Origin of the sequence: Streptomyces sp. NPDC019396 (genome assembly GCF_040632375.1) — a bacterium.
GTDB lineage: Bacteria > Actinomycetota > Actinomycetes > Streptomycetales > Streptomycetaceae > Streptomyces.
In genome coordinates this window covers 132,567-159,526 of sequence record NZ_JBEYBS010000004.1, presented here as the reverse complement: position 1 = coordinate 159,526, position 26,960 = coordinate 132,567, and the positions used below count along the sequence as shown (strand labels likewise).

At 72.2% G+C, this 26,960-nt stretch carries 20 protein-coding genes; 7 read left to right on the top strand and 13 right to left on the bottom strand.

What is annotated here, in order from left to right:
• Positions 1 to 15: 15 nt before the first annotated feature.
• From ABZ532_RS06175 to ABZ532_RS06135, 9 genes are all read right to left on the bottom strand, one after another.
• Positions 16 to 594, bottom strand: coding sequence for a TetR/AcrR family transcriptional regulator (locus ABZ532_RS06175; protein WP_361279922.1), 579 nt, complete (start codon positions 592 to 594; stop codon positions 16 to 18).
• The gene (locus ABZ532_RS06170; protein WP_361279921.1) at positions 582 to 1,325 is read right to left on the bottom strand and encodes an enoyl-CoA hydratase family protein; all 744 of its coding nucleotides are present in this window, start codon (positions 1,323 to 1,325) and stop codon (positions 582 to 584) included. Before ABZ532_RS06170 ends, ABZ532_RS06175 begins: the two co-directional genes overlap by 13 nt.
• Positions 1,322 to 2,926 carry a 4-coumarate--CoA ligase family protein gene (locus ABZ532_RS06165; protein ID WP_361279920.1) on the bottom strand — a complete coding sequence of 535 codons (1,605 nt, stop codon included), beginning with the start codon at positions 2,924 to 2,926 and terminating at the stop codon, positions 1,322 to 1,324. The genes ABZ532_RS06170 and ABZ532_RS06165 overlap by 4 nt, the downstream gene beginning before the upstream one ends.
• A 68-nt stretch (positions 2,927 to 2,994) precedes the next feature.
• Positions 2,995 to 4,158: an acyl-CoA dehydrogenase family protein gene (locus ABZ532_RS06160; protein ID WP_361280111.1), complete on the bottom strand. Its 1,164-nt coding sequence runs from the start codon at positions 4,156 to 4,158 to the stop codon at positions 2,995 to 2,997.
• Positions 4,159 to 4,172: 14 nt separating this feature from the next.
• Positions 4,173 to 6,086 carry a biotin carboxylase N-terminal domain-containing protein gene (locus ABZ532_RS06155; RefSeq protein ID WP_361279919.1) on the bottom strand — a complete coding sequence of 638 codons (1,914 nt, stop codon included), beginning with the start codon at positions 6,084 to 6,086 and terminating at the stop codon, positions 4,173 to 4,175.
• Positions 6,087 to 6,138: 52 nt separating this feature from the next.
• The gene (locus tag ABZ532_RS06150; RefSeq protein ID WP_361279918.1) at positions 6,139 to 7,737 is read right to left on the bottom strand and encodes a carboxyl transferase domain-containing protein; all 1,599 of its coding nucleotides are present in this window, start codon (positions 7,735 to 7,737) and stop codon (positions 6,139 to 6,141) included.
• A 49-nt stretch (positions 7,738 to 7,786) separates the two neighbouring features.
• Positions 7,787 to 9,481, bottom strand: coding sequence for an acyclic terpene utilization AtuA family protein (locus ABZ532_RS06145; RefSeq protein ID WP_361280110.1), 1,695 nt, complete (start codon positions 9,479 to 9,481; stop codon positions 7,787 to 7,789).
• A 72-nt stretch (positions 9,482 to 9,553) separates the two neighbouring features.
• Entirely contained in the window at positions 9,554 to 10,342 is a 789-nt protein-coding gene (locus ABZ532_RS06140) for a TIGR03084 family metal-binding protein (RefSeq protein WP_361279916.1), read from the bottom strand.
• A gap of 96 nt (positions 10,343 to 10,438) precedes the next feature.
• Positions 10,439 to 11,371 (bottom strand): EamA family transporter, encoded by a 933-nt coding sequence (locus tag ABZ532_RS06135; RefSeq protein ID WP_361280108.1) that lies wholly within the window; start codon positions 11,369 to 11,371, stop codon positions 10,439 to 10,441.
• 196 nt (positions 11,372 to 11,567) lie between these two features.
• On the opposite strand from ABZ532_RS06135, the gene ABZ532_RS06130 reads away from it, so the two are divergent.
• Both ABZ532_RS06130 and ABZ532_RS06125 read left to right on the top strand, forming a co-directional pair.
• Positions 11,568 to 12,425, top strand: a complete 858-nt coding sequence (locus ABZ532_RS06130; protein WP_361279915.1) for a LysR family transcriptional regulator — start codon at positions 11,568 to 11,570, stop codon at positions 12,423 to 12,425.
• Positions 12,426 to 12,563: 138 nt separating this feature from the next.
• Positions 12,564 to 13,118 carry a hypothetical protein gene (locus ABZ532_RS06125; RefSeq protein WP_361279913.1) on the top strand — a complete coding sequence of 185 codons (555 nt, stop codon included), beginning with the start codon at positions 12,564 to 12,566 and terminating at the stop codon, positions 13,116 to 13,118.
• Between the two features lie 159 nt (positions 13,119 to 13,277).
• On the opposite strand, the gene ABZ532_RS06120 is transcribed toward ABZ532_RS06125, so the two are convergent.
• From ABZ532_RS06120 to ABZ532_RS06110, 3 genes are read right to left on the bottom strand one after another with little or no spacing between them, the layout of a single operon-like run.
• Positions 13,278 to 13,760, bottom strand: a complete 483-nt coding sequence (locus tag ABZ532_RS06120) for a hypothetical protein (protein ID WP_361279912.1) — start codon at positions 13,758 to 13,760, stop codon at positions 13,278 to 13,280.
• Between the two features lie 8 nt (positions 13,761 to 13,768).
• On the bottom strand, positions 13,769 to 15,826 hold the full coding sequence (locus tag ABZ532_RS06115) for a Hint domain-containing protein (RefSeq protein ID WP_361279911.1): 2,058 nt from the start codon (positions 15,824 to 15,826) through the stop codon (positions 13,769 to 13,771).
• The gene (locus tag ABZ532_RS06110) at positions 15,826 to 16,383 is read right to left on the bottom strand and encodes a hypothetical protein (RefSeq protein ID WP_361279909.1); all 558 of its coding nucleotides are present in this window, start codon (positions 16,381 to 16,383) and stop codon (positions 15,826 to 15,828) included. The genes ABZ532_RS06115 and ABZ532_RS06110 overlap by 1 nt, the downstream gene beginning before the upstream one ends.
• Before the next feature lie 171 nt (positions 16,384 to 16,554).
• Here ABZ532_RS06110 and ABZ532_RS06105 point away from each other — a divergent pair, with 171 nt between their 5' ends.
• The 3 genes from ABZ532_RS06105 (at position 16,555) to ABZ532_RS06095 (ending at position 21,177) form a co-directional block, all read left to right on the top strand.
• Positions 16,555 to 19,554 (top strand): BTAD domain-containing putative transcriptional regulator, encoded by a 3,000-nt coding sequence (locus ABZ532_RS06105; protein ID WP_361279908.1) that lies wholly within the window; start codon positions 16,555 to 16,557, stop codon positions 19,552 to 19,554.
• 86 nt (positions 19,555 to 19,640) lie between these two features.
• Entirely contained in the window at positions 19,641 to 20,444 is an 804-nt protein-coding gene (locus tag ABZ532_RS06100) for a Cof-type HAD-IIB family hydrolase (protein ID WP_361279907.1), read from the top strand.
• 139 nt (positions 20,445 to 20,583) lie between these two features.
• Entirely contained in the window at positions 20,584 to 21,177 is a 594-nt protein-coding gene (locus ABZ532_RS06095) for a hypothetical protein (protein WP_361279906.1), read from the top strand.
• A gap of 359 nt (positions 21,178 to 21,536) precedes the next feature.
• On the opposite strand, the gene ABZ532_RS06090 is transcribed toward ABZ532_RS06095, so the two are convergent.
• Entirely contained in the window at positions 21,537 to 24,425 is a 2,889-nt protein-coding gene (locus tag ABZ532_RS06090) for an FAD-binding and (Fe-S)-binding domain-containing protein (RefSeq protein ID WP_361279905.1), read from the bottom strand.
• A gap of 238 nt (positions 24,426 to 24,663) precedes the next feature.
• Between ABZ532_RS06090 and serC the strand changes: the two genes are divergently transcribed.
• Both serC and ABZ532_RS06080 read left to right on the top strand, forming a co-directional pair.
• A complete protein-coding gene (gene serC, locus ABZ532_RS06085) occupies positions 24,664 to 25,782 on the top strand; it encodes a phosphoserine transaminase (protein ID WP_361279904.1) in 1,119 nt (372 codons plus the stop codon).
• 300 nt (positions 25,783 to 26,082) lie between these two features.
• Positions 26,083 to 26,748, top strand: a complete 666-nt coding sequence (locus ABZ532_RS06080; RefSeq protein WP_361279903.1) for a DUF4360 domain-containing protein — start codon at positions 26,083 to 26,085, stop codon at positions 26,746 to 26,748.
• The last annotated feature ends 212 nt before the right edge of the window (positions 26,749 to 26,960 follow it).

The window sequence follows — 26,960 nt, the reverse complement described above, 5'->3', positions numbered from 1 at the left end:
CCACCCGCCCCAGGCTCAGACCAGAACCTCTTCCAGCAGCGCCGCCCACTGCCCCACCACCCGCTTGCGCCGCGCCCGGTCATCCGTCAGCAGATTCGCGAGTCCCAGGCCACGCGCCATGTCCAGCAGGCCCTGGACCGTCTCCCGCACACCCGGGACCGACTCGTCCGCGCCGAGCAGCTCCACCGCGATGCGGTGGGTCTCGCGGCCGACGCGGGCCTCCAGTTCCGTGACACGGTCGCGGAGCTGGTCCTCACTGGAGGCGGCGACCCACAGATGGAGGGCGGCGCGGAACAGGGGGCCCGTATAGAGGTCGACCAGGGCCGCGACGACGGCCGGGCGGTCCGTGACGGGCAGGGCGCGCAGAGCGCTGGAGCGCTGTTCGGCGACGTATTCGACGGCCGCGGTGAAGAGGTCCTCCCGGGTCGGGAAGTGGTGTTGCGCCGCGCCCCGCGAGACCCCGGCCCGCTCGGCCACCACCGAGACGGTCGAGCCTGCCCAGCCGCGTTCGGCAAGGCAGGCCACCGCGGCCTCCAGAAGCCGCTGCCGGGTGACCCGGCTGCGGTCCTGCTTGGGGGAGGTCACAACACCCATGCGGGGTCCCGTCGTTCGAGAAAGGCCGTCATCCCCTCGCGCGCCTCCGCCGAGGCGAAGAGCGACGCCGAACGCTGGACCAGGTCCTCCGCGTCTCGGTCGAAGGTCCCCCGCACCCTAGCCGTGAGCAGCTGTTTCGTCGCCTCCAGGGCCACCGGCGAGGCCTTCCGGAAGCCGTCCAGTATGGGGGCGAGTGCCGTGACGGCCGTGTCGTCTTCCTCGTCCACAGCGGTCAGCAGCCCCATCCGGGCGGCTTCGGCGGCGCCGAAGACCTCGCCGGTCAGATAGTGGCGGGCGGCGGCACGCGGCTCCAGGCGCGGCAGCAGCGGCAGCGAGATCACCGCGGGCGCCACCCCGATCCGGACCTCCGTGAAGGCGAAGTCCGACGCCGACGACGCGACGGCGATGTCGCAGGCGCCGACCAGGCCGAGTCCACCGGCCCGCACCCGGCCCGACACCCGGGCCACCACCGGCTTGGGCAGCTCGATGATCTGCCGCAGCAGGGCGACGAAGGTGTACGGGTTCGGCGGCTCCTTCAGGTCGGCGCCCGCGCTGAAGGTCGTACCGGTGTGGGTCAGGACCACGGCCCGTACGGACGGGTCCTTCCCGCACGCCGCCAGGGCGTCGGCGAGCTCACCGACCAGCCGGGCCGAGAGTGCGTTGCGGTTGGCCGGTGAGTCGAGGGTCAGCGTCGCCGTCCCTCGCTCGGACGCCTTGGCGACCAGGGTCATGTGATGTTCTCCTTCTCACGGTCTTCGCGGTCGCTTTCGCGGGTGCGCAGTTCGCGCCGGAGGATCTTTCCGGACGCGGCTCGTGGTATCTCGCCGGTGAACTCGACCCGGCGGACCTTCTTGTACGGGGAGACGCGTTCGGCCACGTATCCCATCACGTCGTCGGGGCTGAGGTCGTCGGCGCTCGGCTGACGTACGACGTACGCCTTCGGGATCTCGTTGCCGTCGTCGTCGTACACCCCGATCACGGCCGCGTCGGCGATGCCCTCATGGGTGAGGAGCAGGGCTTCCAGCTCGGCCGGGGCGACCTGGAAGCCCTTGTACTTGATGAGTTCCTTCACCCGGTCGACCACGAACAGCCAGCCGTCCGCGTCGACCCGCCCGATGTCGCCGGTGTGGACCCAGCCGTCGGGGTCGATCATCGCGTCGGTGGCGTCGGGCCGCCCGAGGTAGCCCTTCATCACCTGCGGGCCGCGGATTGCGATCTCGCCTTCCTCACCGGGCCCGGCGTCGCGGTCCGGGTCGTCGAGGGACAGCAGCCGCATCTCGGTGTTCGGCAGCAGCTTGCCGACCGTGCCGGGCGGCGGCGCCGGGGCGTCCAGGGGTACGACATGGGTGCCGGGCGACAACTCGGTCATGCCGTAGGCCTGGAGCACCGGCGGAAGACCGAGCCGGGCCGCGCAGGCCTGGGCGAGCTGGGCGTCGAGCGGGGCGGCGGCGCTGACGATGTACTCCAGGGAGGACAGGTCGTACCGCGCCACGGCCGGGTGCTTGGCGAGCGCGAGCACGATCGGCGGGGCCACGTACAGCCCGTTGATGCGGTGCTTCTCGATCGCCGCGAGGAACTGGTCGAGGTCGAAGCGCGGCAGCACGATGACGGTGGCGCCGTGCTTCAGCGGGGCGTTCATCAGGGCGGTGAGGCCGTAGATGTGGAAGAACGGCAGCACGGCGAGTATCCGGTGGCCGGGCCTCATCGGGATGAGCGGCTCGAGCTGGGCGAGGTTGGTGGCGATGGAGCGGTGGGTGAGCATGACGCCCTTGGGGACGCCGGTGGTGCCCGACGAGTACGGGAGGGCCGCGAGGTCGTCGGCGGGGTCGATGGCGATGTCCGGCTCGGGCGCGGTGGAGCCGAGCATCCCGAGGATCGAGCGGTGCCCTTCCGCCTCGTCGCAGACGAAGATCTCCTCGATGCCGCCGACGAGTTCGGCGGCTCTGCGGGCGGTCTCGATCAGCGGGGAGACGGTGACGATCCAGCGGGCGGAGGAGTCACGGAGCTGTTTGGCGAACTCCTCCGCCGTGGCGAGCGGGTGCACGGTGGTGACGGCCGCACCGGCGCGGGTGGCGGCGTAGAAGACCGCCGGATAGGCGACCGTGTTGGGGCTGTGCAGGGCGAGTACGTCGCCCTTGCGCACACCGGCCTCGGCGAGTGCCGCGGCGATGCGACGGTGGAACGTGTCGAGCTGTGCGTAGCTGATCGTCATGTCGCCCGCGCCGTCGATCAGCGCGGGTGTGTCCCCGTACTCGGCCGCGCGGCCCAGAACGGCGTCGTGGATGGGGAGGGAGACGACCGGGACGTTCGCGTACTCGCTGCTGAACACCATCACAGCCCCTTCGCTCGGCATCGACTCCACGTTGAGTCGACAGGTCGTGGCCGCCAGAATGTCGCCTCTCAGTAGGACTTGGGGAGACCCAGGGACTGATGGGATACGTAGTTGAGGATCATTTCCCGGCTGACCGGTGCGATCCGGGCGACCCGGGAGGCCGTGATCAGCCGCGCCAGGCCGTACTCGCGGGTGAGGCCGTTGCCGCCGAGGGTGTGCACGGCCTGGTCGACGGCCTTCACACAGGCCTCGCCCGCCGCGTACTTGGCCATGTTCGCCGCCTCACCCGCGCCCGCGTCGTCGCCCGCGTCGTACAGGGCCGCCGCCTTCTGCATCATCAGCCGGGCGAGCTCCAGCTCGATGTGCGCCGTGGCCAGGGGGTGGGCTATGGCCTGGTGGGCGCCGATGGGGGCTTTCCAGACCTGACGCTCCTTGGCGTAGGAGATCGCCCGCGCGAGCGCGTAGCGGCCCATGCCGATGGCGAAGGCGGCGGTCATGATCCGCTCGGGGTTGAGCCCGGCGAACAGCTGGAGCAGTCCGGCGTCCTCTCCTCCGTGGCCTTCGGCGTGGGAGGGGCCCCCGCCCACCAGAGCGTCCGCGGGCAGGACGACATCGTCGAGTACGAGCTCGAACTGCTTCTCGTGGGACTCCAGCTGCATGTCGATCTGCGAGCGGCTGAAGCCGGGGGCGTCCCTCGGGACGATGAAGAGGCAGGCCTTGAGCCTGCCGGTGCGGGCGTCCTCGGTACGGCCGACGATGAGCGTGGCGTCGGCGATGTCGACGCCGGAGACGAACACCTTGCGGCCGGAGAGCACCCAGCCGTCCTCGGTCCTGCGCGCGGTGGTGGTGATCCGGTGGGAGTTCGACCCGGCGTCGGGCTCGGTGATGCCGAAGGCCATGGTGCGGCTGCCGTCGGCGAGTCCCGGCAGCCAGGCCTGCTTCTGCTCCTCGGTGCCGAAGCGGGCGATGACCGTACCGCAGATGGCGGGAGAGACCACCAGCATCAGCAGCGGGCAGCCGGACGCGCCCAGCTCCTCCAGCACGATGGACAACTCGGCCATGCCGCTGCCGCCGCCGCCGTACTCGGCGGGGAGGTTGACGCCGAGGTAGCCCAGCTTGGCGGCCTCGGACCACAGGGCCTCGCGGTCGTAGGCCGCTCCGTGGCGCTGCCCGAGTGCGGACACGGCGGCTCGCAGTGCGGCCTGTTCTTCGCTCTCGATGACGCTGCTCACGTTCAGGCTCTTGCTCATGAGGTTTCGTCCTCCTGTACGACGGCGAGAAGGGCGCCGACCTCGACCTGGAGACCGGGGACGGCGTGGAGCGCGGTGAGCGTGCCGGTGGCGGGAGCGGAGATCCGGTGCTCCATCTTCATCGCCTCCAGCCAGACGAGCGGCTGCCCTGCGGTGACCCGCGCGCCGGTGGCGAGGCCATCGGCGACACGGACCACGGTGCCGGGCATGGGTGCCAGCAGCGAGCCGGGCTCGAGCTGGGCGGTGGGGTCGGGGAAGCGGGGTGCTTCCGTCAGGGTGTACGCCGCTGTCGCGGTGTCCACATGGATACGGTCTCCGTACCGGCTGACCTCGAACACACGGCACACGCCGTCGACTTCGAGGTGTACGGCATCAGGTGCCGCGTCGGCGACCCGCACCCCGGGGAGGTCGACGGCCTCGGTGCCGGTGTGGGTGGTCCGGTAGCTGACCTCGTGTTCCGTGCCGTCAGCCACCGCCAGATAGCGCTTGGTCTGCGGCTGGGACGGGAGGTTGCGCCAGCCACCGATGCGGCCGGTGACACTTCCCGCGTCGCGACGCGCCGCCGCGTCCGCCAGGGCGGCGGCGAGCGCGGCGGTCTGCGTGCCGTCGCCGGTGGTGGTCAGCCCGGGCAGCCGGCGGTCGTAGAAGCCGGTGTCCATCCGCGCCTCGCGGAACTCGGGGTGCCGCAACGACCGCACGAGCAGCTCGCGGTTGGTGACCGGTCCGTGCACCCGGGCCCGCTCCAGTGCCCCGGCCAGTTTGCGTACGGCCTCGGCGCGGGTCGGGGCCCAGGCGACGACCTTGGCGAGCATGGCGTCGTAGTGGACACCGATGGCGTCGCCGTCCGTGAACCCGGTGTCAAGGCGGACTCCCGAGTCGGCGGGCAGGGCCAATCTGTGCAGGGTGCCGGTCTGCGGGGCCCAGCCCCGGGCCGGGTCCTCCGCGTAGAGGCGGGCCTCGACGGCATGGCCGTGGGCGGTGGGCTGCTCGGCCGGGAGCGGCTCGCCTTCGGCGACCCGGATCTGCAGGGCGACCAGGTCGATCCCGAAAACCGCTTCCGTGACGGGGTGTTCGACCTGGAGGCGGGTGTTCATCTCGAGGAAGTGCGCCGTGCCGTCGGCGATCAGGAACTCCACCGTGCCCGCGCCCCGATAGTCCGTCGCGCGGGCGGCGCGTACGGCCATCTCGGCCAGGGTGGAGCGAAGCTCGTCGTCGAGTCCGGGAGCGGGGGCCTCCTCGATCACCTTCTGGTGGCGGCGCTGGAGGGAGCAGTCGCGGGTGCCGAGTGCCCAGACGGCGCCGTGTGCGTCGGCGAGTATCTGCACCTCGACATGGCGGCCGTTCTCGACATACGGCTCGACGAAGACCTCGCCGTCGCCGAAGGCGCTGAGCGCCTCCGCCCGAGCTGCCGCCAACTCGGACTTGAGGTCGTCCAGTTCGCGTACGACCCGCATTCCGCGACCGCCACCGCCCGCCGCGGCCTTCACCAGCACCGGCAGTTCGGCTTCGGTGATCGCGTCCTCGGCCAGGGGGGCGATCCCCATGAGCTGCTTGGCCCGGGTCTTGGACGCCATCGCCTCGATGGCCTGCGGCGGGGGACCGATCCACACCAGTCCGGCGTCGATGACGGCACGGGCGAAGCCGGCGTTCTCGGAGAGGAATCCATAGCCGGGGTGCACGGCGTCCGCGCCCGCCGCGAGGGCGGCCTTCACGATCAGGTCCCCGCGCAGATACGTCTCCGCGGGGGTCGACCCCGGCAGCCGCACGGCCGCGTCGGCCTCCCGTACGTGCAGGGCGTCGGCGTCCGCGTCCGAGTACACGGCGACGGTGGCGATGCCCAGCTCACGGCAGGTGCGGAAGACGCGGCAGGCGATCTCGCCGCGGTTGGCGACGAGCAGTGTTTCGATCATCGGAGATTCCGAGGTCATCGGGGTCTTGGGGGTCATCGCGGTCATCAGGGCCTCACATCCGGAAGACGCCGAAGCCGCCGCGGGCGCCTTCGACCGGGGCCGTGTGGACGGCGGACAGGCAGATCCCGAGAACGGTGCGGGTGTCGCGCGGATCGATGACACCGTCGTCGTAGATGCGCCCGGACAGGAACGCGGGCAGCGACTCCGCCTCGATCTGCTGCTCCACCATCGCCCGCAGGGCGGCGTCCGCCTCGTCGTCGTACGGCTGCCCCTTCGCGGCGGCCGACGCCCGGGCCACGATCGACAGCACACCGGCGAGCTGCTGCGGGCCCATGACCGCGGACTTGGCGCTGGGCCAGGCGAAGAGGAAGCGCGGATCGTAGGCCCTGCCGCACATGCCGTAGTGCCCGGCGCCGTACGACGCGCCCATGAGGACGGACAGGTGCGGGACCTTGGAGTTCGACACGGCGTTGATCATCATCGCGCCGTGCTTGATGATCCCGCCCTGCTCGTACTCCTTGCCGACCATGTAGCCGGTGGTGTTGTGCAGGAAGAGCAGGGGGATGTCGCGCTGGTTGGCGAGCTGGATGAACTGCGCGGCCTTCTGCGACTCGGCGCTGAACAGCACACCCTGCGCGTTGGCGAGGATGCCGACGGGGTAGCCGTGCAGCCGGGCCCAGCCGGTCACCAGGCTGGTCCCGTAGAGGGGTTTGAACTCGTCGAAGTCCGAGGCGTCCACAAGCCGGGCGATCACCTCGCGCGGGTCGAAGGGCGTCTTGAGGTCCTCGGGGATGATGCCGAGCAGCTCCTCGCCGTCGTACTTGGGCGGCTCCGCGACGGCCGGGTCGGGGTGCGCCTTGCGGTGGTTGAGCCGGGCGACGATCCGACGGGCGTGGCGCAGGGCGTCGAGCTCGTCGACGGCGTAGTGGTCGGCGAGCCCGGAGGTGCGGGCGTGCATCTCGGCGCCGCCGAGCGACTCGTCGTCGCTCTCCTCGCCGGTGGCCATCTTCACCAGCGGCGGCCCGCCGAGGAAGACCTTCGACTGCTCCTTGATCATGACCGTGTGGTCGGACATTCCGGGCACGTACGCCCCGCCCGCGGTCGAGTTGCCGAAGACCACGGCGATGGTGGGGATTCCGGCGGCGGACAGCCGGGTGAGGTCGCGGAACAGCGCGCCGCCCGGGATGAAGATCTCCTTCTGGCTGGGCAGGTCCGCGCCACCGGACTCGACCAGGCTGACGAGGGGCAGCCGGTTGGCGAACGCGACCTCGTGTGCACGCAGGATCTTCTTGAGGGTCCAGGGGTTGCTTGCCCCGCCGCGCACGGTCGGGTCGTTCGCCGTGACCAGGCACTCGACGCCCTCGATGGTGCCGATCCCGGTGACGATGGAGGCGCCGACGGGATAGTCGCTGCCCCAGGCGGCGAGCGGTGACAGCTCGAGGAACGGTGTGTCCGGGTCGAGCAGCAGCTCGATGCGCTCCCGGGCGAGCAGCTTGCCGCGCCCCCGGTGCCGGGCGATGTACTTCTCGCCGCCGCCCGCGAGGGCTTTGGCGTGCTCGGTGTCGAGTGCGTCCAGCTTGGCGAGCATGGCGGCGCGCTGGGCGGCGTATTCGGGAGACGCGCTGTCCAGTGTGCTGGCGAGTACGGTCACGGGGTCACCTCCGGTGCGGGGGTCGACGCGGGAGTCTTCTCGGGTGCGGTCACAGCAGGGACTCGGGGATCTCGACATGCCGCGCCCGCAGCCACTCCCCGAGGCCCTTCGCCTGAGGGTCGAAGCGCGCCTGGGAGGCGACGCCCTCGCCGAGCAGCCCGCGGACGACGAAGTTCAGCGCCCGCAGGTTGGGCAGGACATGTCGTTCGATGGTCAAGTCAGCTGTTTCCGGGAGGAGTTCATGAAGGCGCGGCACGGTCAGCTCATGGGCGAGCCAGCGCCACGCGGCATCCGTGGCGACCCACACGCCCACATTGGCGTCCCCGCCCTTGTCGCCGCTGCGGGCCCCGGCCACCAGGCCCAGCGGCGCGCGGCGCACCGGACCGGGTGGCAGCGGCGCGGGCAGCTCCGGCTCCGGTACCGGCGCCAGCTCCTGGGTGCGGTGCGGTGCACTGACGGCCAGCCGCTGCCCGTCCGGCAGTACGGCGGTGTGCTCGACCGACCCCGCGTCCGCGTAGGCCGCGTCGAACACTCCGTACGGCGCGCCCTTGCCGGGCGGAGCCGTCACATGGAAGCCGGGGTAGCTGCCGAGCGCCAGCTCGATCGCGGCGCCGCTGACCACCCGGCCGACGGCCGCCGCGTCCGGGTCCCGGACCACGAGCCGCAGCAGCGCGCTGGCCGTCTCCTCCGTGCCCGCGTCCGGCTGGTCGGTGCGGGCCAGCTCCCAACGGATCTGCTGGGGGCGGGACTTGGCCCGGTCGAAGGCATCCTCGACCTGTGCCCGCACCAGCTCCGCCTTGGCCTCGACATCGAGACCGGTGAGCACGAACACCACTTCGTTGCGCCAGCCGCCCAGCCTGACCAGACCGGTCTTCAGCGTGGGCGGCGGTGCCTCGCCCCGCACCCCGGAGACCCTGACCCGGTCGGGTCCTTCCTGCGTGAGCCGTACGGAGTCGAGGCGGGCGGTGACGTCGGGGCCGGCGTAGCGGGCGCCCCCGGTCTCGTACAGGAGCTGCGCCGTGACGGTGCCGGTGTCCACGACCCCACCCGTGCCGGGGTGCTTGGTGATCACGGACGAGCCGTCGGCATACAGCTCGGCGACCGGGAATCCGGGTCGCCGCAGATCATGCCCCTGGGAAAGTCCGGCGAAGAAGGCGTAGTTGCCCCCCGTCGTCTGGGTCCCGCACTCGAGCAGATGCCCGGCGATCACGGCGCCCGCGAGCGCGTCGTCCTGTCCGGGGTCGCCGGGCCGCCAGCCGAAGTGCCACTGGGCGGGCCCGGTGACGAGGGCGGCGTCGGTGACCCGGCCGGTGACGACGACATCCGCCCCGGCGCGCAGGCACTCGGCGATCCCGCCGCCGCCGAGGTAGGCATTGGCGGCGAGCGCGTCCGGGAAGCGGGCGGAGAGGTCGTCGCCCTCGACATGGGCGACACGCACCGGCACCCCGACCCGGCGGGCCAGTTCACGTACCGCGTCGGCGAGCCCGGCGGGGTTCAGCCCGCCCGCGTTGGCGACGATCCGCACCCCGCGCTCGTGGGCGAGCCCGAGGCCCTCTTCGAGCTGCCGCAGGAAGGTCTTCGCGTAGCCGAGGCGGGGGTCCTTCATCCGGTCGCGGCCGAGGATGAGCATGGTGAGCTCGGCGAGGTAGTCGCCGGTGAGGACGTCGAGTCCGCCTCCGGTGAGCATCTCGCGCACGGCATCGAAGCGGTCACCGTAGAAGCCGGAGGCGTTGCCGATCCGCAGCGGCTCCCCCGATGCTCCGCGTGCGGGCTGTCGTGCGGGCTCCGCGGGCTCTCGTACGGGCTCCCCCACCGTTCAGGCCCCCTTCGGTGTGCGGCCCTGACCGGCTGGCCCCGCGAAGGCCTGCGCGATGTCCAGCCACGCGTCGGCGTCCGCGCCCTCCGCCCGTACGGCGAGATCGGCGCGGTGCGCCCGCTGGGTCACCAGCAGGCAGAAGTCCAGGGCCGGGCCGGTGACCTTCTGGGGCGCGTCATCCGGCCCGTATGTCCACGACTCACCACCGGGCCCGGTGAGTTCCACCCGGAACTCCCCTTGCGGCGGCTCGGTTCCGCGTACGAAGTAGGCGTAGTCGCGGGCGCGGACCCCGATGTGTGCGATATGCCGCAGCCGGGCGCTCGGTTCGCGTACGACCCCGAGGGCGTCGGCGATGTCCTGGCCGTGCGCCCAGGTCTCCATCAGGCGGGCGGTGGCCATCGAGGTGGCGCTCATAGGCGGTCCGTACCAGGGGAAACGCGACCCGGGAGGAGCGGCGCGCAGCGCCTGCTCCAGCCGCTCACGGCCCTCGCGCCAGCGGGTGAGCAGCTCGGCGGGCGGCTGCCCCGCTCCGGCCTCGGCCGCGCGGTCGACGAAGGCGTCGGGCTCGGTGAGGGCCTTCTCGACATGCTTGGCGAACGCGCCCGGGTCGGTGACGGCGAGCAGCGCGACCTCGTCGGTCCAGGCGAGGTGGGAGATCTGGTGGGCGATGTCCCACCCGGGGGCCGGCGTGGCCGCGGCCCAGCGTTCCTCACCCAAGTCGGCGACGATCCGGTCGAGTTCCTCGCTCTCCGTACGCAGGTCGTCGAGCACGACGGCAGGGTCGGACACAGTGCGCTCCCCTCGGGACATGTCCCTCGGCCTCCGGCATGGGACCAGTGCCCCGGAGCATGGCAGTGCGCACAGAAACAATCAAGCGTGCTTGCTTTACTTTTTTCCCCGGTTTTCCGGAGCCGCTTCGCGGGGTTCTCCCCGATCGGCCTCGCGGGCACGACGCGTCTGCGTCCGCACCGCCCCCATGCTGGCCGCGATGACCAGCCCGATCGCCAGTACATCTGCCCAGGACAGGGCCTGGTCGAGCAGCAGGAACCCGGCCGTCGCGGCGACCGCCGGTTCCAGGCTCATCAGCACGGCGAAGGTCTGCGCGGGGAGCCTGCGCAGCGCGAGCAGCTCCAGCGTGTACGGCAGCACGGACGACATCAGCGCGACCGCGAGCCCGAGCCCGATCGTGGACGGCACCAGGAGCGCCTCACCCGCCACGGCGATCCCGAGCGGCAGGCTGAGCACCGCCCCCACACCCATGGCGAGGGCCAGCCCGTCCGCCTGCGGAAAGCGGCGCCCCGTGCGGGCGCTGAAGACGATGTACGCGGCCCACATCACGCCCGCCGCGAGGGCGCAGGCCACTCCGACCGGATCCAGACCGGCCCCGCCGAACCCTCCGCCGCCGAGCAGGGCGACACCGCCGAGGGCCAGCCCGGCCCACAGGAGGTTGATGAGCCTGCGGGAGACCAGCACCGAGAGCGCGAGCGGTCCCAGCACTTCCAGGGTGACGGCCACCCCCAGCGGAATACGCTCCACGGCCTGGTAGAAGACCATGTTCATGGCCGCCATGGCGGTACCGAAGGCGAGCACCGTCCCCCAGTCGGCCCGGCCGTACCCACGCAGCCGGGGCCGGCAGACCAGCAGCATGACGGCGGCGCCGAGCACGAGCCGCAGGGTGACCACACCTACGGCGCCCGCGACCGGCATCAGCATCACGGCGATGGCTGCACCGAACTGCACGGACAGCGCCCCGGCGACGACGAGGGCGACGGGCCCGAGCCCACCGGCCCCGCGGCGCCCACCCGGCGCTCCGGCCAGCGAGCCCGCGGCCTCGGGCAGCGCGACGGTGGCGGCGGCAGCCTGTTCCGTACCGGTGCCCGTACCCGGGCCTCCACTCACCGCTTCCACCGGTCCCCGATCCCTTCGCGCCACGTACAGGTTTCCCTCCTCCACGCTACGCACCTCCCGCGTCGCGTGTGAAATGACTTCTGGTCTGCGGTTATGCTCCGCACGCATGAGCATCGAGCTGCGTCATCTGCGTTGCTTCCTCGCCATCGCGGAGGAACGGAACCTCACCAGGGCAGCCGCCGCACTGCACCTCACCCAGCCCGCCGTCTCACGCACACTGGCCGCCCTGGAACACCATCTCGGCGTCCGGCTCGTCGACCGCTCCACCCACCACCTCGACCTCACCCCCGAAGGCCGCGCCTTCCGCGACAAGGCCGCGGCGGCCGTCATCGCCTTCGAGTACGCCATCGACACCAGCCTGCTGGGCCGCCGTCCCCTACGGCTCGGGCACGCCTGGGCGGCACTCGGCCCGTACACCACCCCCCTGCTGCGCCGCTGGCAGCAGGAGCACCCGGACACCCCGCTGGAGCTGCTGCGCATCGACGACCGCACGGCGGGCCTCGCCCGTGGCGAGGTGGACGCGGCGGTGCTGCGCGGGCCGGTCGACACGCCCGGCCTCGTCACCGAACTGCTCTTCACCGAGCCGCGCGTGGCGGCCATCACCTCCGACGGCCCGCTCGCGGAAAGCACCACGCTCACCCTCGCGGACCTGGCCACCGAGCCCATCGTGCTCAACCCTGTCGCAGGAACGACGACGCCCGACCTGTGGCCCTCCGGCGCCCGCCCGCCGTCGGCCGTGACCGTCGCCAACACCGACGACTGGCTGACCGCCATCGCGGCGGGCCGGGGAGCGGGGGTCTCATCGACCTCGACGGAGTCCCTGTATCCGCACCCCGGAGTGACCTACCGCCCCCTGACCGACGCGCCGACCGTCCCGGTCCTGCTGGCCTGGCGGGCCGGCGCACCCCATCCCTCGGTCGGAGCACTGGTACGTCTGGCCCGCGAACTCGTCCGCCGGCACTGAGCCGTGACGCACCCGCAGGCCCCGTCCGCCGGTCCCTGAGGGGCTGTCACCTGTATGGCCACCCGAAGTCGCGGCGTCCTGCCGCTCACAGGAAGCTGGCCTGGCAACCGACCGCCTCCAGCCCCTGGGAGCCCCATCGTGCCTCGCCTCAAGCAAGCCGCCAGGACCGTGGGCGCGGGACTGGCCGTCGCCCTCCTGATGGGCGCTCAGCCCGCCTCGGCCGCCGATGACACGGGGGACCCGTCCGGACGCGAGCGACACGGGCGGGACAACGCTTCGTCCGGGCGGGACCGGCTGGACAAGGGTGAGGAGGTCTTCGTCCTGCTGGCACGGACGGCGCAGAACAGCTTCATCGATGTCGACGGCTCCGGCGAGCTCTCCCAGGGGGACGAGTTCATCAACGGCGGCGCGCTGCTCCGGGACGACGACGAGGTCGGCACGTACGGCGAGGTCTGCACATTGACCAGGACGGCTCCCGGTGACGAGTACGACATGCAGTGCCTGGCCACCCTGAAGCTCTCCAAGGGCACCCTCACCCTCCAGAGCCTGATCACGTTCACCGGGACCGACGCCGGAGAGATCACCTTCGCGATCAACGGCGGCACGGGCAGGTACCGCAAGGCCCGGGGCTTCGTCGATGCGGTCAACATCAGCGATACGGAAACCCGGCTCACGGTCCACCTCAGCGACTGACCGCGGCCCGCCCCAGCCACCCGGGGCGGGCGTGGGTTGGTCACCGGATGGTGAGCCCACCTGTGCGGTGCCTTTCGAACCACGCCGCGGCACTGTCGGGTCGGGGACGGTGGCATGGAGGACCGCGTAGCCGACACACACCCGACTGCGCGGACGCCCCTATGCCTCAGCCCCCGGACCCACCTCCTCCGCCAGCGCACACGCATGCTCGTTCCCGGCGAGTGCGGGGTACTCCGCCATCACCCGCCCTAGTTCCCTGCGAATGAACTCGGCGCCGGCCGCGACGAATTCAGCCACAGAACAGCGCAGTTCGGATTCCCGGTAGGTCGGAACCACCCGGAGTGAGCCGTTCCGCTCCAGCTCGAAGCCGATGGACTCGTCGTTCTCGGTGAAGTCGATCCGCCCGAGCGCCTCTCCCCCCTGGGCGAAGACCACCACCTGCTGCACGCAGTACATCGCGTCGAACAGCGGCACCCAGCCCCACGGCGGCCCGATCTCGGTGCCCGAGTGGGAGATCGAGAGGCGTCCGAGGAAGTAGTGCCACCTCAGATCGGCCCTGGACACGGCGGCCAGATCGGCCCCCTGCCTGCGTTCGCGACCATGAGCGGCGTAGTCGTCGCTCGGCGAGAAGGAGATCTCCATCGGGGGACTCACTTCACCGGGAAGGCGTTGCGTACGTGGTTGAGGTCGGGGTCATAGTAGACACGCATCGTGTAGAGCGGAGTCCTGTTGCGGTCCCGTGCGTGCCCGATCGGCTTCTTGTACCTGAGTTCCTTCACGACTCCATTGCGGTTCTGGGTGTTCGTCACGATATTCCCCCGCTTCAGCACTTCGTTGATGACGGCGGCGCGTGACGCCCTGGTGGTCCGGGGCAGCCATTCCGTCTTGGAGCGGTCGGTCGAGAACATTCCTTCGGGCGTGTGGTTGTTCACGATGTGATCGTCGTCGACGGACGGCCCGCACCGCTTGCCGCCGCTGTTGTGGACCAGGACAGGAGCCGGCCCTGCCAGTACGTAGTACGTGTGGAAGCCGCCCACCGTGAGGTCGTGCGTGCGCCGGCGGCCGTGCTGTTCGTGGATCCCGCTCACCGGCAGGGTCGTGCCGTCGGGGCGGCGCAGGCCGTCGCCTGGACGGAGGTCCTTCGCGTCCTTCCACCGCTGGTCGCCGGGCAGCCAGAACGGGTGGTTGTCGGTCGCCGTGACCGTGGCGGCGCCCCGGTCGGTGGTTACGGTGAGCCGGGTGAAGTCCTTGTCGCCCTCGGTGGTGATGGTGTTGAGCACCGGCCGTGCGGCGGTGTGCCCGCGCTTCGGATCGGTCGCGGTCACCAGGTCGCCGACGCGGATCTCCTCGATGGCCCGGTGGGTGCCGTCGGCGAGGAGGACCCGGGTGCCGGGCGGGAAGCTGTGGGGGCGTACGCAGTCCGCGGCGTCCCGCTCGCGGCGTACGCCGTCGACGAGTCGGCTCACCTCGACCGCCGCGAGCGCGCGGGCGTCGATCAGCGTGTTGGCCCGCAGGGGGATGCTGTAGCGGACCGGCTGGCCGCCGCCGGCCCGGGACTGGGCCTCCGCCTGTGCCTTGTACCTGGCGGCGACCGAGGCGTAGACGGGCCCGGCGCCGGGGTTCGAGCAGGTCAGCGAGCCGGATACGCGGTTGCCGCGGACCGGGAACGTGCCGCGTGGGCTGGTGCAGCGGCCCGCGGGCTGGCCGCCGATGGAGAAGTCGGCGCTCAGGACGGCACTGACTTCGCCGCGGGTGATACGTCCCTTCGCCCTGCTGGAGACCTCCCCGGTGAACCGCTGGCTCGCGGTGCAACCCGACGCACCGCAGTTCATCCGGCCCGAGCCGTCCAGGGTGAAGTTGATGCCGTGGTCGGTCGCGGCCCCCAGCTGCCTCGTGTACTGGAGCAGGGCGTCGAACATGGCGTCGACGGCGTCACCGACGATCGGTGTCAGATCCATCCCCTCGGACTCGCCCGACGCCAGCGGCCCGGTGGTCACCCGGGGGATCCCGGTCGGCGCCGCCCCGTTGCGGAAGCTGTCGGCCGTCTCCGCCAGGTCGTAGGGCTCCAGGCGCAGCACCCGGTGCGGCTGCCGCTCGGACACCAGCAGCCGGCCGGCCGGTGTGTCGACCGCGAGCGCGGGTGTGCCCGCGACGCTCAGGGGACGCTGCCGCGAGCCTTCGGCCGAGGGCGCGTTCCGGACCTGGTCCAGGGCCTTCGACAGCACGGCCGCCAGCGCGGACGGGCTCGGCATACGGCCCAGCGCCTCGTCCAGCAGTCCGGAGCCGTCGTCGAGTCCGACCGTCCACTCGCTGGGGATCCTCGCGCCGGGCCTGGCCGCGGCCTTGGCCGAAGGAGCCGGAGCCGGGTCGTCCTGCCAGCGGGTGAAGGTCCTGCCCCCGACCCGCAGCACGTCCCGGCCGTGCTCCTTGATGCCGGATCCCGTGGTGCCGAACTGGCTCCCGCCGGCGGTCACGGTGATCTCGCTCTCCGTGATACCTGCCAGCGATGTGTCCTCGTAACGCAGCCCCGGAGCCTGGGCCAGTGCATCGACGGCCCGCTCGAACGGCTTCAGGTCACGTTTGGTTGCCGACGTGCCGGAGCCGGGTCCCGGGCCGTACTGCCAGGCCAGCAGCCCGGCGATCAACGCCACGACCAGCGCGCCGATTCCGCCGAAGAGCAGCACGCGCCGGCGTGCGGTCGTCCCCATCAGTCGGCCCTGACGAAGCTGAGCAGAGCACCGGTGCCAAGCCATGGTTCGACACCGCAGCACTTCCAACCCGAGCTCTCCACCGCCCGGATCGCTTCGTCGACCCCCCGGTCCACCCGCCTGACGGCCCGTTTCCCGTACACCGGACGGTTGAGGTAGAGCTGAACCGTGTGCGTCAACTCCCCTGCTTCCAAAGCCCTGCGGGCCTCTCGGGCCAGGCCCCAGAGGTGGCGCCGCTTCATGCTCGTCATCGGGTACCTCCGCTTTGTCCCACGTGATGTCCCGGCGGGCCGGACCTGTGCCAGGTCCTCCCACTCGGCGTGATCGGCGACCGCGCACACCGCCGCGTTCCGGCTGGGCAGATCGGTGGCGATCAGGACCTGGCGACCGTCGTGCCGCCGCGCCCAGGCGCTCCACGCGCCCGCGCCGCCTCCGACCCGGCCGACGTCCGGACCGGCATACCGGCCTCCTGCCAGGCGGATCCGGCATCCGCCGTCCTCCAGGCCGTACAGAACGAGGCCGCAGCGGCCCAGGAGCAGCGCAACCTCAGGGGTCATGCCGCCTCCACGGGTGGTCGGGGCGCACACGGCGCCGTTTCGCGGGAACGGAGCGTGCGGTGCCGTGCCGTCCCCCGGACAGCACGGCACCGCGACGCCCGTGTCCCTGCGCTGACTTGCCAACCGTGGTGCCCGCCGCTGCAATAGCGATGAAATCCTGATGATCCGTGGATGACCCTGGGAGCCCAGATGGCAGTTGGGGCGCCGGATGACCTGCACCTGCGCATCTCGTTACTCGGCCCCGTGCAGGCATGGCGAGGCGGAGGAGAGACACCGGTCGGCCCGGCCCGACGGCAGGCGGTGCTGGTGGCGTTGGTACTGCGCGGTGGCCGGTTGGTCAGCCATGAGCAGTTGATCGACGGGGTGTGGGGCGACGAACCGCCGCCGAGCGGACGTCGCGTACTGCCGAGCTACGTGTACGCGCTGCGGCGCACCCTGGACATGCCGGGGACGGGACAGGGCGGTTCGGTGATCAGGGGCGGAGCGGGCGGCTACCGGTTCGCGGCCGCGGTCGACCTCGACACGGCACGACTCTCCGAACTCGCCGCGGCCACAAGCCGGTTGCTGGACTCCGGTGACGCCTCTGGAGCACTGGACGCCGCCGAACGTGGCCTGCGCCTGTTCCGCGGGGAACCACTCGCCGGACTGCCCGGACCGTACGCGAGCGGGGAGCGGCAACGGCTGGTGTTGCAACGCCGCTCGCTGCGGCAGCGGCGGCTGGACTGCCTGCTGCGGCTCGACCGGTGCGGTGAGGTCCTCGCCGAGCTGGCAGCCCCGGAGCCGGAGGCCGCCGCCGATCCGCTGGACGAGACGGTGCTGGCGCTGCGGATCCGGGCGCTGTACGGCGCGGGCCGGCAGGGTGAGGCGCTCGCCGCGTACGAGGGGCTGCGGCGTCGGCTCCGGGAGGAGTTGGGGACCACTCCGTCGGCGGCGCTGCGGGAGCTGCACGCGGCCGTGCTCCGGCACGATGACACCGCGGTCACCGGCCGCCGCCCCGTCGTCCCGGTCGCGTTGGCCGCGCCGGCGCCGAAGCGGGCCCGTCCATCGCGCACCGTCAATGAACTTCCCGGCAACGCGGGCACGTTGGTCGGACGGGCCGCCGAGGTAGCCGCACTCACCGCGTCCGGGCCCGGCGACACCGTCACCATCGCCACAGTGGACGGACCGGCCGGGGTCGGCAAGACCTCGCTGCTGGTGCACGCCGCGTGGACGCTCCGTCCCCAGCACCCGGACGGGGCCCTGTTCCTCGATCTGCGCACCCACCACTCACCGGACGACGGCGGCCGTGACCGCCGCCCCTCCACGGCACAGCTGCTCCAGCGGCTGCTACGCACCCTGGGCACGGCCGACTCGGACGTCCCCGAGGAACGCGACGACCTGATCGCCGCCTGGCGCGGCGCCACCAGCGGACTGCGCCTCTTGTTCGTGCTGGACGACGTGGAAAGCGCCGCGCAGGTGCGGCCGTTGCTGCCGGCCGGTCCGGGCAGCCGGGTGCTGGTGGCAGGACGGCACCGGCTGACCGGGCTGGACGCGGACCGCTGCGTGACCCTGGAACCGCTGCCGACCGCCGACTCGGTCGGTCTGCTGCGCCGCCTCATCGGGGAGGCGCGCTCCGCGGCCGACCCCGACGCGGTCACCGACCTGGCGCGGCTGTGCGCAGGCCTGCCGCTGGCTCTGCGGATCGCAGGCGCGCGGCTACAGCACCGGCCGTCGTGGTCCCCGGCCCACCTGGTGGCGCGGATGGCACGCGAGGAGCGGCGACTTGGTGAGCTGAGCGCCGGGGACCGCAGTGTGGAGGCCGCGTTCCTCATGTCGTACGAGCAGTTGGGCGAGGACCGGCAGCGGGCGTTCCGGATGCTCGGGCATGCGCCCACGCCGGAGTTCGACGTGTGGACGCCCGCGGTGATGCTCGGTGTGGGCGTCGACGAGGCCGAGACCGTGCTGGAGGAGCTGTACGACGCCAGCCTGGTGCTGCAACCGGGCCCGGGGCGGTACCGCCTGCACGACCTGGTGCGGGTGCATGCCCGGAAGCTGGCCGACGCCCGGCCCGACGAGACGGCGCGGGCCCGTCGGCGGGCGCTGGAGCTGTATGTGCGGGCGGGATGGCTCACCAGCGATGACAGCCGGGCACCGGCAGGAGTGGACGAGGCGCCGAGCTGCGGGTCCGGGTGCTTCGGCTCCGCCCGGGACGCTGAGCGCTGGCTGACGGAGGCCAGGGCCGATCTGGCGGACGTACCAGGGTTCGCGGCGGCGCACGGCGAGGACGCGCTGGCGGCGCGGCTGGGAGTGGCGCTGCGGGACCACTTCCTCCATCACGACCGCTACGACGAGGGCCGTACGGCACTGACGACCGCGCTGCACGCGGCCGAACGCAGCGGGAACCCCGCACTGCGGGTCGCGGTGGCGTGCTCGCTCGGGCTGCTGGACTACCAGCAGGGCCGGATCACGCCGGGGGGCGACTGGTTCCACCGAGCCCTGGAGTACGCCCACGACAGCGGTGACGATTCCCTCGCGGCGTACCCGCTGACCGGTCTGGCCGTCCAGGACTACATCCGGGGACGGCACGACACGGTGTCGGCCACCGTGGCCGAGGTGCTGCCGGTGCTTGAACGGGCCGGTGACGCCTGGGGGGTGTCGCTGGCGCTGTCGCTTCGGGCGATGAGCCGGTTCGCGCAGGGGCTGGCGGACGCGGCGCGTACCGACGCGCTGGCGGCACTCGCCTGGTCCGAACGCAATGGCAGACCCATCCCGGTCAGCCAGCGCCTGGTGACGCTCGCGGACGGGTATGCCGCGCTGGGCGACCGCGCGGAGGCACGTGCGGTGCTGCTGCGCGGCGAGGCGCTGCTGCGGGAGTCCGGCGATCCGATGCTGCTGGCGTTGACGCTGACCCGGCTGGGGACGCTCGCCGACGAGCTCCCGGAAGCGGAACGCCGCCATCGCCAGGCACTGGCGCTGCACGCGCGCATCTCGCCGCGTTCGGAACCACACCGCACACGCCTGGAGATGGAGATCCGGCGCCGCCTCGGGCAGTCGTACGCGGCGGCGGGGGCGTGGTCTCAGGCACGGCGGGAGTTCCGTGCCGCGCTGGCCGTGCCGCGGGCCGCGGAACACCCTGAGCTGCGCACGGAGTTGGCCAACGCGCTGGCGCAAGTTGGGGCGGACGGGGAGTGAGCGGGCGCCACCGGCAGTTCCCGCGGACGGCCTTCGACCTCGCATTCTCCCCAGCCGCGGCCCGTCACCCCTCGATACGATGAGCCATGCTCCACCCCCGACTGATCGCCACCGACCTCGACGGCACCCTTCTACGCCGCGGCGGAAGCGTCTCACCGCGCACCGTGCGCGCCCTGCGCACCGCCGTGGACGCCGGGGCAGAGGTCGTCATCGTCACCGCCCGCCCGCCGCGCTACATCGACGCCGTCGCCGCCGCGACCGGGGTGACCGGGACCGCGGTGTGCAGCAACGGCGCGCAGCTGTACGACATCGCGCCCCGTACCGTCATCAGCTCCCGCGATCTGTCCCTCCTCACCGCCCGCCGGGTGGCGACGGTGCTGGCCGAGTCCGCTCCCGGCCTCGGCTTCGCCGTGGAGACCGGCCACCAGATCCGGTACGAACCGACCTACCAGCTCCGCCACGGGGAGCACCCCGGCGCCGAGTCCCCCGTGGCCTCGCTGGCCGACCTGTGGCTGCTGGACACACCCATCGTCAAACTCCTCGCCCACTCCACCCGGTTCGAGGCGGAGGCGCTGGTCGTCCTGGCCGAGCAGGCGGCCGGCGGAGAAGCCCAGTTCACCCACTCGGGCGGGCGCGGCCTCCTGGAGATCAGCGCGGCGGGCGTCACCAAGGCCGACGCCCTCGCGGCCCTGTGCGCCGAGCGCGGCATCAGCGCATCCGAGGTCGTCGCCTTCGGGGACATGCCCAACGACCTCTCGTTCCTGAGCTGGGCGGGCACGGGGTACGCCATGGGCAACGCCCACCCGGACGTGCTCACGGCCGTGGCCCGGCACACGGCGACCAACGAGGAGGACGGTGTGGCGCGGGTCCTGGAACAGCTCTTCACCTGAGCGGACTCGACCGCCCCCCGCCCAGCTACCGTGTGGGAAAACACTCGACCGCGCGTCAACGGGGGGAACTGTGACGAGGGTGGACTACGTCAGACGGGGGCGCCTGCATCCCTGTCCCGGATGCGGGCTCACGGACCGCGTGACGGCGGTGCCCGCCGTGTACCAGTCCGGCCTGGACACCGTGGCCGAGGTGTCGACCGACAGCGAGGGGCACCGCACGGTGCGCTCGGTGAGCACCGGTCTGACCAAGGGACTGGCGCCCGCTCCGCCCCCGAGCCCCAACGGCTGGGGCTGCCTTGGCCTGGTCGCCGTCCTCGCGGCCATCGGCACCTTCGTCGGCGGGGCCCTGGGCGGTGAGTGGTTCGAGGACGAACCGGCCCCGCCCGACGACTTCTACGGTTCGGGGTTCGTGAACGGCTCGGCACCCGAGCCCACCTCGCACCAGCCCGAGTTCCTGTTCCTGGCCTGGATTTCGGCGATCGCCCTGGTCGCCGCGGCCCTGCTGCTCCTCAGGGCCGCCCGGCACCGCGCCGCCTCCCGCCGGATCGCAGCCGGCCAGCCCGCCGCGGAGGCCGTGTGGTCGGACGCCTGGTACTGCGCGCGCTGCGGCACCGTCCACTTCCAGGACGGTCCCGGACTGCCACGCGGCACCCTCAGCCTGCGCGAGTTCCGCGTGCTGGTGTGGGATGCCGGGGGATACGGGCACCTGGTGGGGCAGCATCCGGTGCTGTGAGACGTGCGTGGCCGGCCCGGAGGCGGGCTCAGCCTCGGGGGAACTCGTCGGTCGTGAGGACGAGTTCCACCGGTGTTCCGCTGAGGTCGACGTCCGTACCGAAGAGAACGGTCGTCTGGATGGCGTAGTCGCCGTCCTTGGGTTCGGTGTAGGCGTGGCACTTGGCGACGCAGGGGTCGGCGATGGGTAAACGGGAATCCCGGCCGTCGCGTAGGCGGCCTTCTTGGGCCCGTAGTCGTGGGCCCCGGCACCCTTGGACATCACTTCGACCACGAGCACGACGTCCTCGTGGCTCCAGAGTCCCTTCGCGTTCCTCTCGGCGTCCGGGGCACCGCACCCGGATTCCGACCGGAGTCGGCTCAGCGGTCGATCCCCTCGCCAGGGTCCTCCACTTCCAGTTGCTCCGCCAGTACCTCCGCCAGGTGCCGCCCCCTCAGTCCCGCCAGCTGTTCCAGCTGCGTACGGCAGGAGAAGCCGTCCGCCAGCACCACCGCAGCGTCCCCCGCCGCCACGGCGGCCCGGACCGAGGGCAGCAGCTGGTCCTCGGCGCAGGCCACCGACACCGCGTAGTGGCCGCGTTCGAAGCCGAAGTCGCCGGCGAGGCCGCAGCAGCCGCCGCTCAGCTCTCCGGTGAGGCCGGCGCGGTCGCGCAGACGGCGTTCCGGGGCGTCGCCCAGGACTGCGTGCTGGTGGCAGTGGGTCTGGCCGGCTACCGGGCGGTCGACGCGGGGCGGGGTCCACGAAGGGGCGCACTCCTCCAGGGCGCCCGCGAAGGTGCGTACGGAGTCGGCCAGGGCGCGGGCGCGCGGGTCTTCGTGGAGCAACTCGGGCAGGTCGGTCCTGAGCGTCGCCGCGCAGCTCGGTTCGAGTACGACGACGGGGGCTCCGCGTTCCAGGGCCGGGGCCATGGTGTCCAGGGCGCGGCGCATCACGGTGCGGGCGCGGTCGAGTTGGCCGGTCGAGACGTAGGTCAGTCCGCAGCAGACCGGGCCCGGTGGCAGGGACACCTCGAGGCCGGCCGCCCCGAGCACGGCGACCGCCGCGCGGCCCACCGAGGGCGAGAGGTGTTCGGTGAAGGTGTCGGGCCACAGCACTGGACCGCCGGCGGTCCCCTCCGGCGCCGCGCCTTCGCCACCGCGCCACCAGGACGTGAAGGTGCGGCGCGCCAGGACCGGCAGGTCGCGCTCGGGCGCCACGCCCGACAGGCGCTTCACCAGCGCGGCCAGCGGCGGGATCCGGGCCGCGGCGTTGAGGGCCGGGGCGTACGGGGCGGCGGCGCGCAGCCACTGCGGCAGGCGTCCCATCGTGTAGTGCGCCGCGGGCCGTCTGCGGCCCGCATAGTGGTGGTGCAGGAACTCCGCCTTGTACGTGGCCATGTCGACGCCGACCGGGCAGTCACTGCGGCAGCCCTTGCAGGACAGGCACAGATCGAGCGCGTCCCGCACCTCCCGCGACCGCCAGCCGTCCGTCACCACCTCGCCGGCCAGCATCTCGTGCAGCAGCCGGGCCCGGCCACGCGTGGAGTGCTGCTCAGCGCCGGTCGCACGGAACGAGGGGCACATCACGCCGGGCCCAGGACCGCCGTCCGCCACACGGCATTTGGCGACACCCACACAGCGGCGCACCGCCCCCGCGAAGTCCCCGCCGTCCTGCGGATAGCCGAACTCCACGTCGACCGGCGTCCCCGGCAGCACGGCGAACCTGAGGTTCTCGTCCAGCCGGGCGGGCCGGACCAGCATGCCCGGGTTGAGCCCGCCTGCCGGGTCCCACAGGTCCTTGAACCGGCCGAAGAGGCCCACCAGTTCGTCCCCGTACATCCTCGGCAGCAGCTCCGCCCGCGCCTGTCCGTCCCCGTGCTCGCCCGACAGTGAGCCGCCGTGCGCCACCACGAGACCGGCCAGGTCCTGCGAGAAGTCGCGGAAACGCCGTACCCCCGGCGGGCTCAGCAGGTCGAAGTCGATACGCACATGGATGCAGCCGTCGCCGAAGTGCCCGTACGGCGTGCCGCGCAGGCCGTGCTGTGCCAGAAGTGTCCTGAAGTCCCGCAGATAGGAGCCGAGCCGGGCCGGGGGCACCGCGCAGTCCTCCCAGCCGGGCCAGGCCTCGGTGCCGTCCGGCATACGGGTCGCGGTGCCGGCCGCGTCCTCCCTTACCCGCCACAGCGCCCGCTGCCCGGCCCGGTCGGTGACCACGGCGCCGTCCAGCGCGTCGGCGCCCCGCAGGATCTCCTCCGCGTGCGTCCTGGCCTCGGCGGCGGTGGCGCCGCCGGTCTCCACGAACAGCCAGGCACCGCCCCGGGGCAGCGCGTCCGGTTCGGGCACGAGGTCGGCCGCCATGCCCTCCACGGTCAGCGGCCGGAAGGGCAGCAGACCGGCCGCCGCGTCGGCGGCGGCGGACTCGTCCGCATAGCCGATCACCGCGAGAGCGCGGTGCGGCGGGGACTCGACGAGCCGTACGGTCGCCTCCGTCAGCACCGCCAACGTGCCCTCACTGCCGCAGAAGGCGCGGGCCAGGTCGGCGGCGTTCTCGGGCAGCAGGGCGTCAAGCGCGTAGCCGGAGATGCGGCGGGGCAGTCCCTGGGGGAAGCCGGTCCGCAGCAGGGCCAGATGGCGGTCGACCAGCTCCCGCAGCCCGGTCGGCGCGGACCCGGGATCGTCCAGGCCACCACCGCCACCGCCGCGCCCGAGGCGCAGGCGCCTGCCCCCGTAGGTCACCACCGACAGCTCGTGGACGTTGTCCGCGGTGGTCCCCCAGGCCACCGAGTGGGAGCCGCAGGCGTTGTTGCCGATCATCCCGCCGAGCGTGCAGCGGCTGTGGGTGGAGGGATCGGGCCCGAACGTCAGCCCGTGGGCACCCGCGGCGGCACGCAGCGTGTCGAGCACCGCGCCCGGCTGGACCACCGCCGTGCGGAACTGCGGATCCACGTCGACGACGGCGTTCATGTGGCGGGTGAAGTCGAGCACCACACCCGTGCCCGTGGCCTGCCCGGCGATCGAGGTCCCGGCGCCGCGCGGCACCACCGGCACCTCGTGGCCGCGGCAGACGGCCAGCGCGGCGGCGACGTCGTCCGCGTCGCGCGGGGCGACGACACCGTCGGGGACGCGGCGGTAGTTGGACGCGTCCATGGTCATCAGCGCCCGCGCGGCCGGGGTGAAGTCGACCTCTCCGCGCAGGGCGGCTCTGAGGTCGCGTTCCAGCGCCCCGCGGTCCCGCTCAAGCCCCGCAAGGTCCCGCGCCAGGCCCGCCATGAGCCTCCTCCTCTGCTACCGCCCTACCACCATGCGCCCAGCCTGCCCCTGCTCACGCCTTCCCGCCCGCACGATCGGGTGAACCCCCTCCGTGCACGGCGCCCGTCCCGGCCCACGCGTCGCCCGTCCCGCCCCTGCGCACGCCCGTGCACGCCACGGCGTCCCGACCCGTGATCACTTGTCTCATCCGCCGGACAACGCCCCCTGCGACCTGGCAGAACCGACTAGGCTCCGGATCGTGGCCGATATCCAGATTCCCGCTGACATCAAGCCCGCCGACGGCCGTTTCGGCGCAGGCCCCTCCAAGGTGCGGACGGAGGCGCTGGACGCCCTGGCCGCCACCGGTACGTCTCTGCTCGGTACGTCCCACCGCCAGGCCCCGGTCAAGAACCTGGTCGGCGCGGTGCGCGAGGGAGTGTCCGAGCTGTTCCAGCTCCCCGACGGCTACGAGGTGATCCTCGGCAACGGCGGCTCCACCGCCTTCTGGGACATCGCGACGCACGGTCTCATCGAGAACAAGTCGCAGCACCTCACCTTCGGCGAGTTCTCGTCGAAGTTCGCCAAGGCCGCGAAGCTGGCCCCCTGGCTGGCCGAGCCGACCGTGATCTCCTCGGACCCGGGTACGCACCCGGAGCCGCGTGCCGAGGCGGGCGCCGACGTCTACGCCTTCACCCACAACGAGACCTCGACCGGTGTCGCCGCCCCGCTCAAGCGGGTCGCGGGGGCCGACGACGGCGCGCTGGTGCTGGTGGACGCCACGTCCGGCGCCGGTGGTCTGCCGGTCGACATCGCCGAGACCGATGTCTACTACTTCGCGCCACAGAAGTCCTTCGCCTCCGAAGGCGGCCTGTGGATCGGTGTGTTCTCGCCCGCCGCGCTTGAGCGCGCCGAGCGGATCCACGCCTCCGGGCGGCATATCCCGGAGTTCTTCAGCCTGCCCACGGCGATCGACAACTCCCGTAAGAACCAGACCTACAACACCCCGGCGCTGTCGACCCTCTTCCTGCTCAACGAGCAGCTCAAGTGGATCAACGGCCAGGGCGGTCTGGACTGGGCGGTGCGCCGCACGGCCGCCTCCGCACGGGCGCTCTACGGCTGGGCCGAGGAGTCGAAGTACGCGGCGCCGTTCGTCGCCGACCCGGCAAAGCGCTCGCAGGTCATCGGCACCGTCGACTTCTCGGACGACATCGACGCGGCGGCGGTCGCGAAGGTGCTGCGCGCGAACGGGATCGTGGACACCGACCCGTACCGCAAGCTGGGGCGCAACCAGCTCCGGGTCGCGATGTTCCCGGCGATCGACCCGGCGGACGTCCAGGCCCTGACGGCCTGCGTCGACTACGTCATCGAGAAGCTGTAGACGGCGACGTACGACTCCACCCGTACCGAGGGCCCGGCCGCACATGGCCGGGTCCTCGTCGCGTTCGCCGTGCGCACCGGGTGCCAGTTACGTGTAGGTAGCGTGTAGGCCGCGTGTGCGTACGGCTGATATCTGCCCTATCGGGCGCCCTGCTCCCTCCCTACGATCGGCAGCGATCCGACGCAGTGCCATGCGCGTCATGGGATCGGCTGGACCCCCCACGGTTCACCACGTGCATCAACTGCATCGCGTGCACCACCGATAGGCCACCGACCACCATCACCGATCGGAGCGCTCAGCATGCCCCGTGCCTTACGCACCGGCGCCGCCGTCACGGCGGTACTCGCCTCCACACTCGTCGCCGGCAACGCCGGCAACGCCAGCGCATCGAGTGCCACCATCGTCGCGCCCCCGGACAAGATCGTCATCGAGATCGCCACGGTGAACGGATCAGGGTGCAAGGAAGGGACCGCCGCGGTCGCGGTCTCCCCGGACAACACCGCGTTCACCGTCACCTACAGCGACTACCTGGCCAAGGTCGGGGGCAACGCCGACCCCACCGACTTCCGCAAGAACTGCCAGCTCAACCTGATCGTCCATGTCCCGTCGGGCTTCACCTACGCCGTCGCCAGCGCGGACTACCGCGGCTACGCCGCCCTCCAGCGCGGCGCCAGCGCCATCCAGAAGGCCTCCTACTACTTCCAGGGCTCGCCCGACACGGCGGCCAGGAACCACTCCTTCGTCGGACCGTACGACGACAACTGGCAGGCCACCGACACCACCGAGTGGGGGCAGCTGGTCTGGGCTCCCTGCGGTGTGAAGCGCAACTTCAACATCAACACCGAGCTCCGGGTGAAGGCGGGCACGTCCAGCCCTTCGCAGGTCAGCTTCATGACGATGGACTCGACGGACGGCGAGATCAACACCGTGTACCGGCTTGCCTGGAAGGAGTGCCCGGAGGGCTGACCTGATCTGACCCGAGCGAGCACCGCAGAGCAAGCACGGCAGAGCTAGCAGAGCTGAACGGAACCGGACAGAACACCGCACCCCGGCCCCGAGGGCCAAGGTGCGCGAACAACGGCGCGGGCCCGGGGCCCGCCCGGTCGGGACGATGTCTCCCCGCTCCCGGCCGGGCACCCCGGGCCTCCGGCTTCGGACGCCAGGGGGCGCCGCCGGAC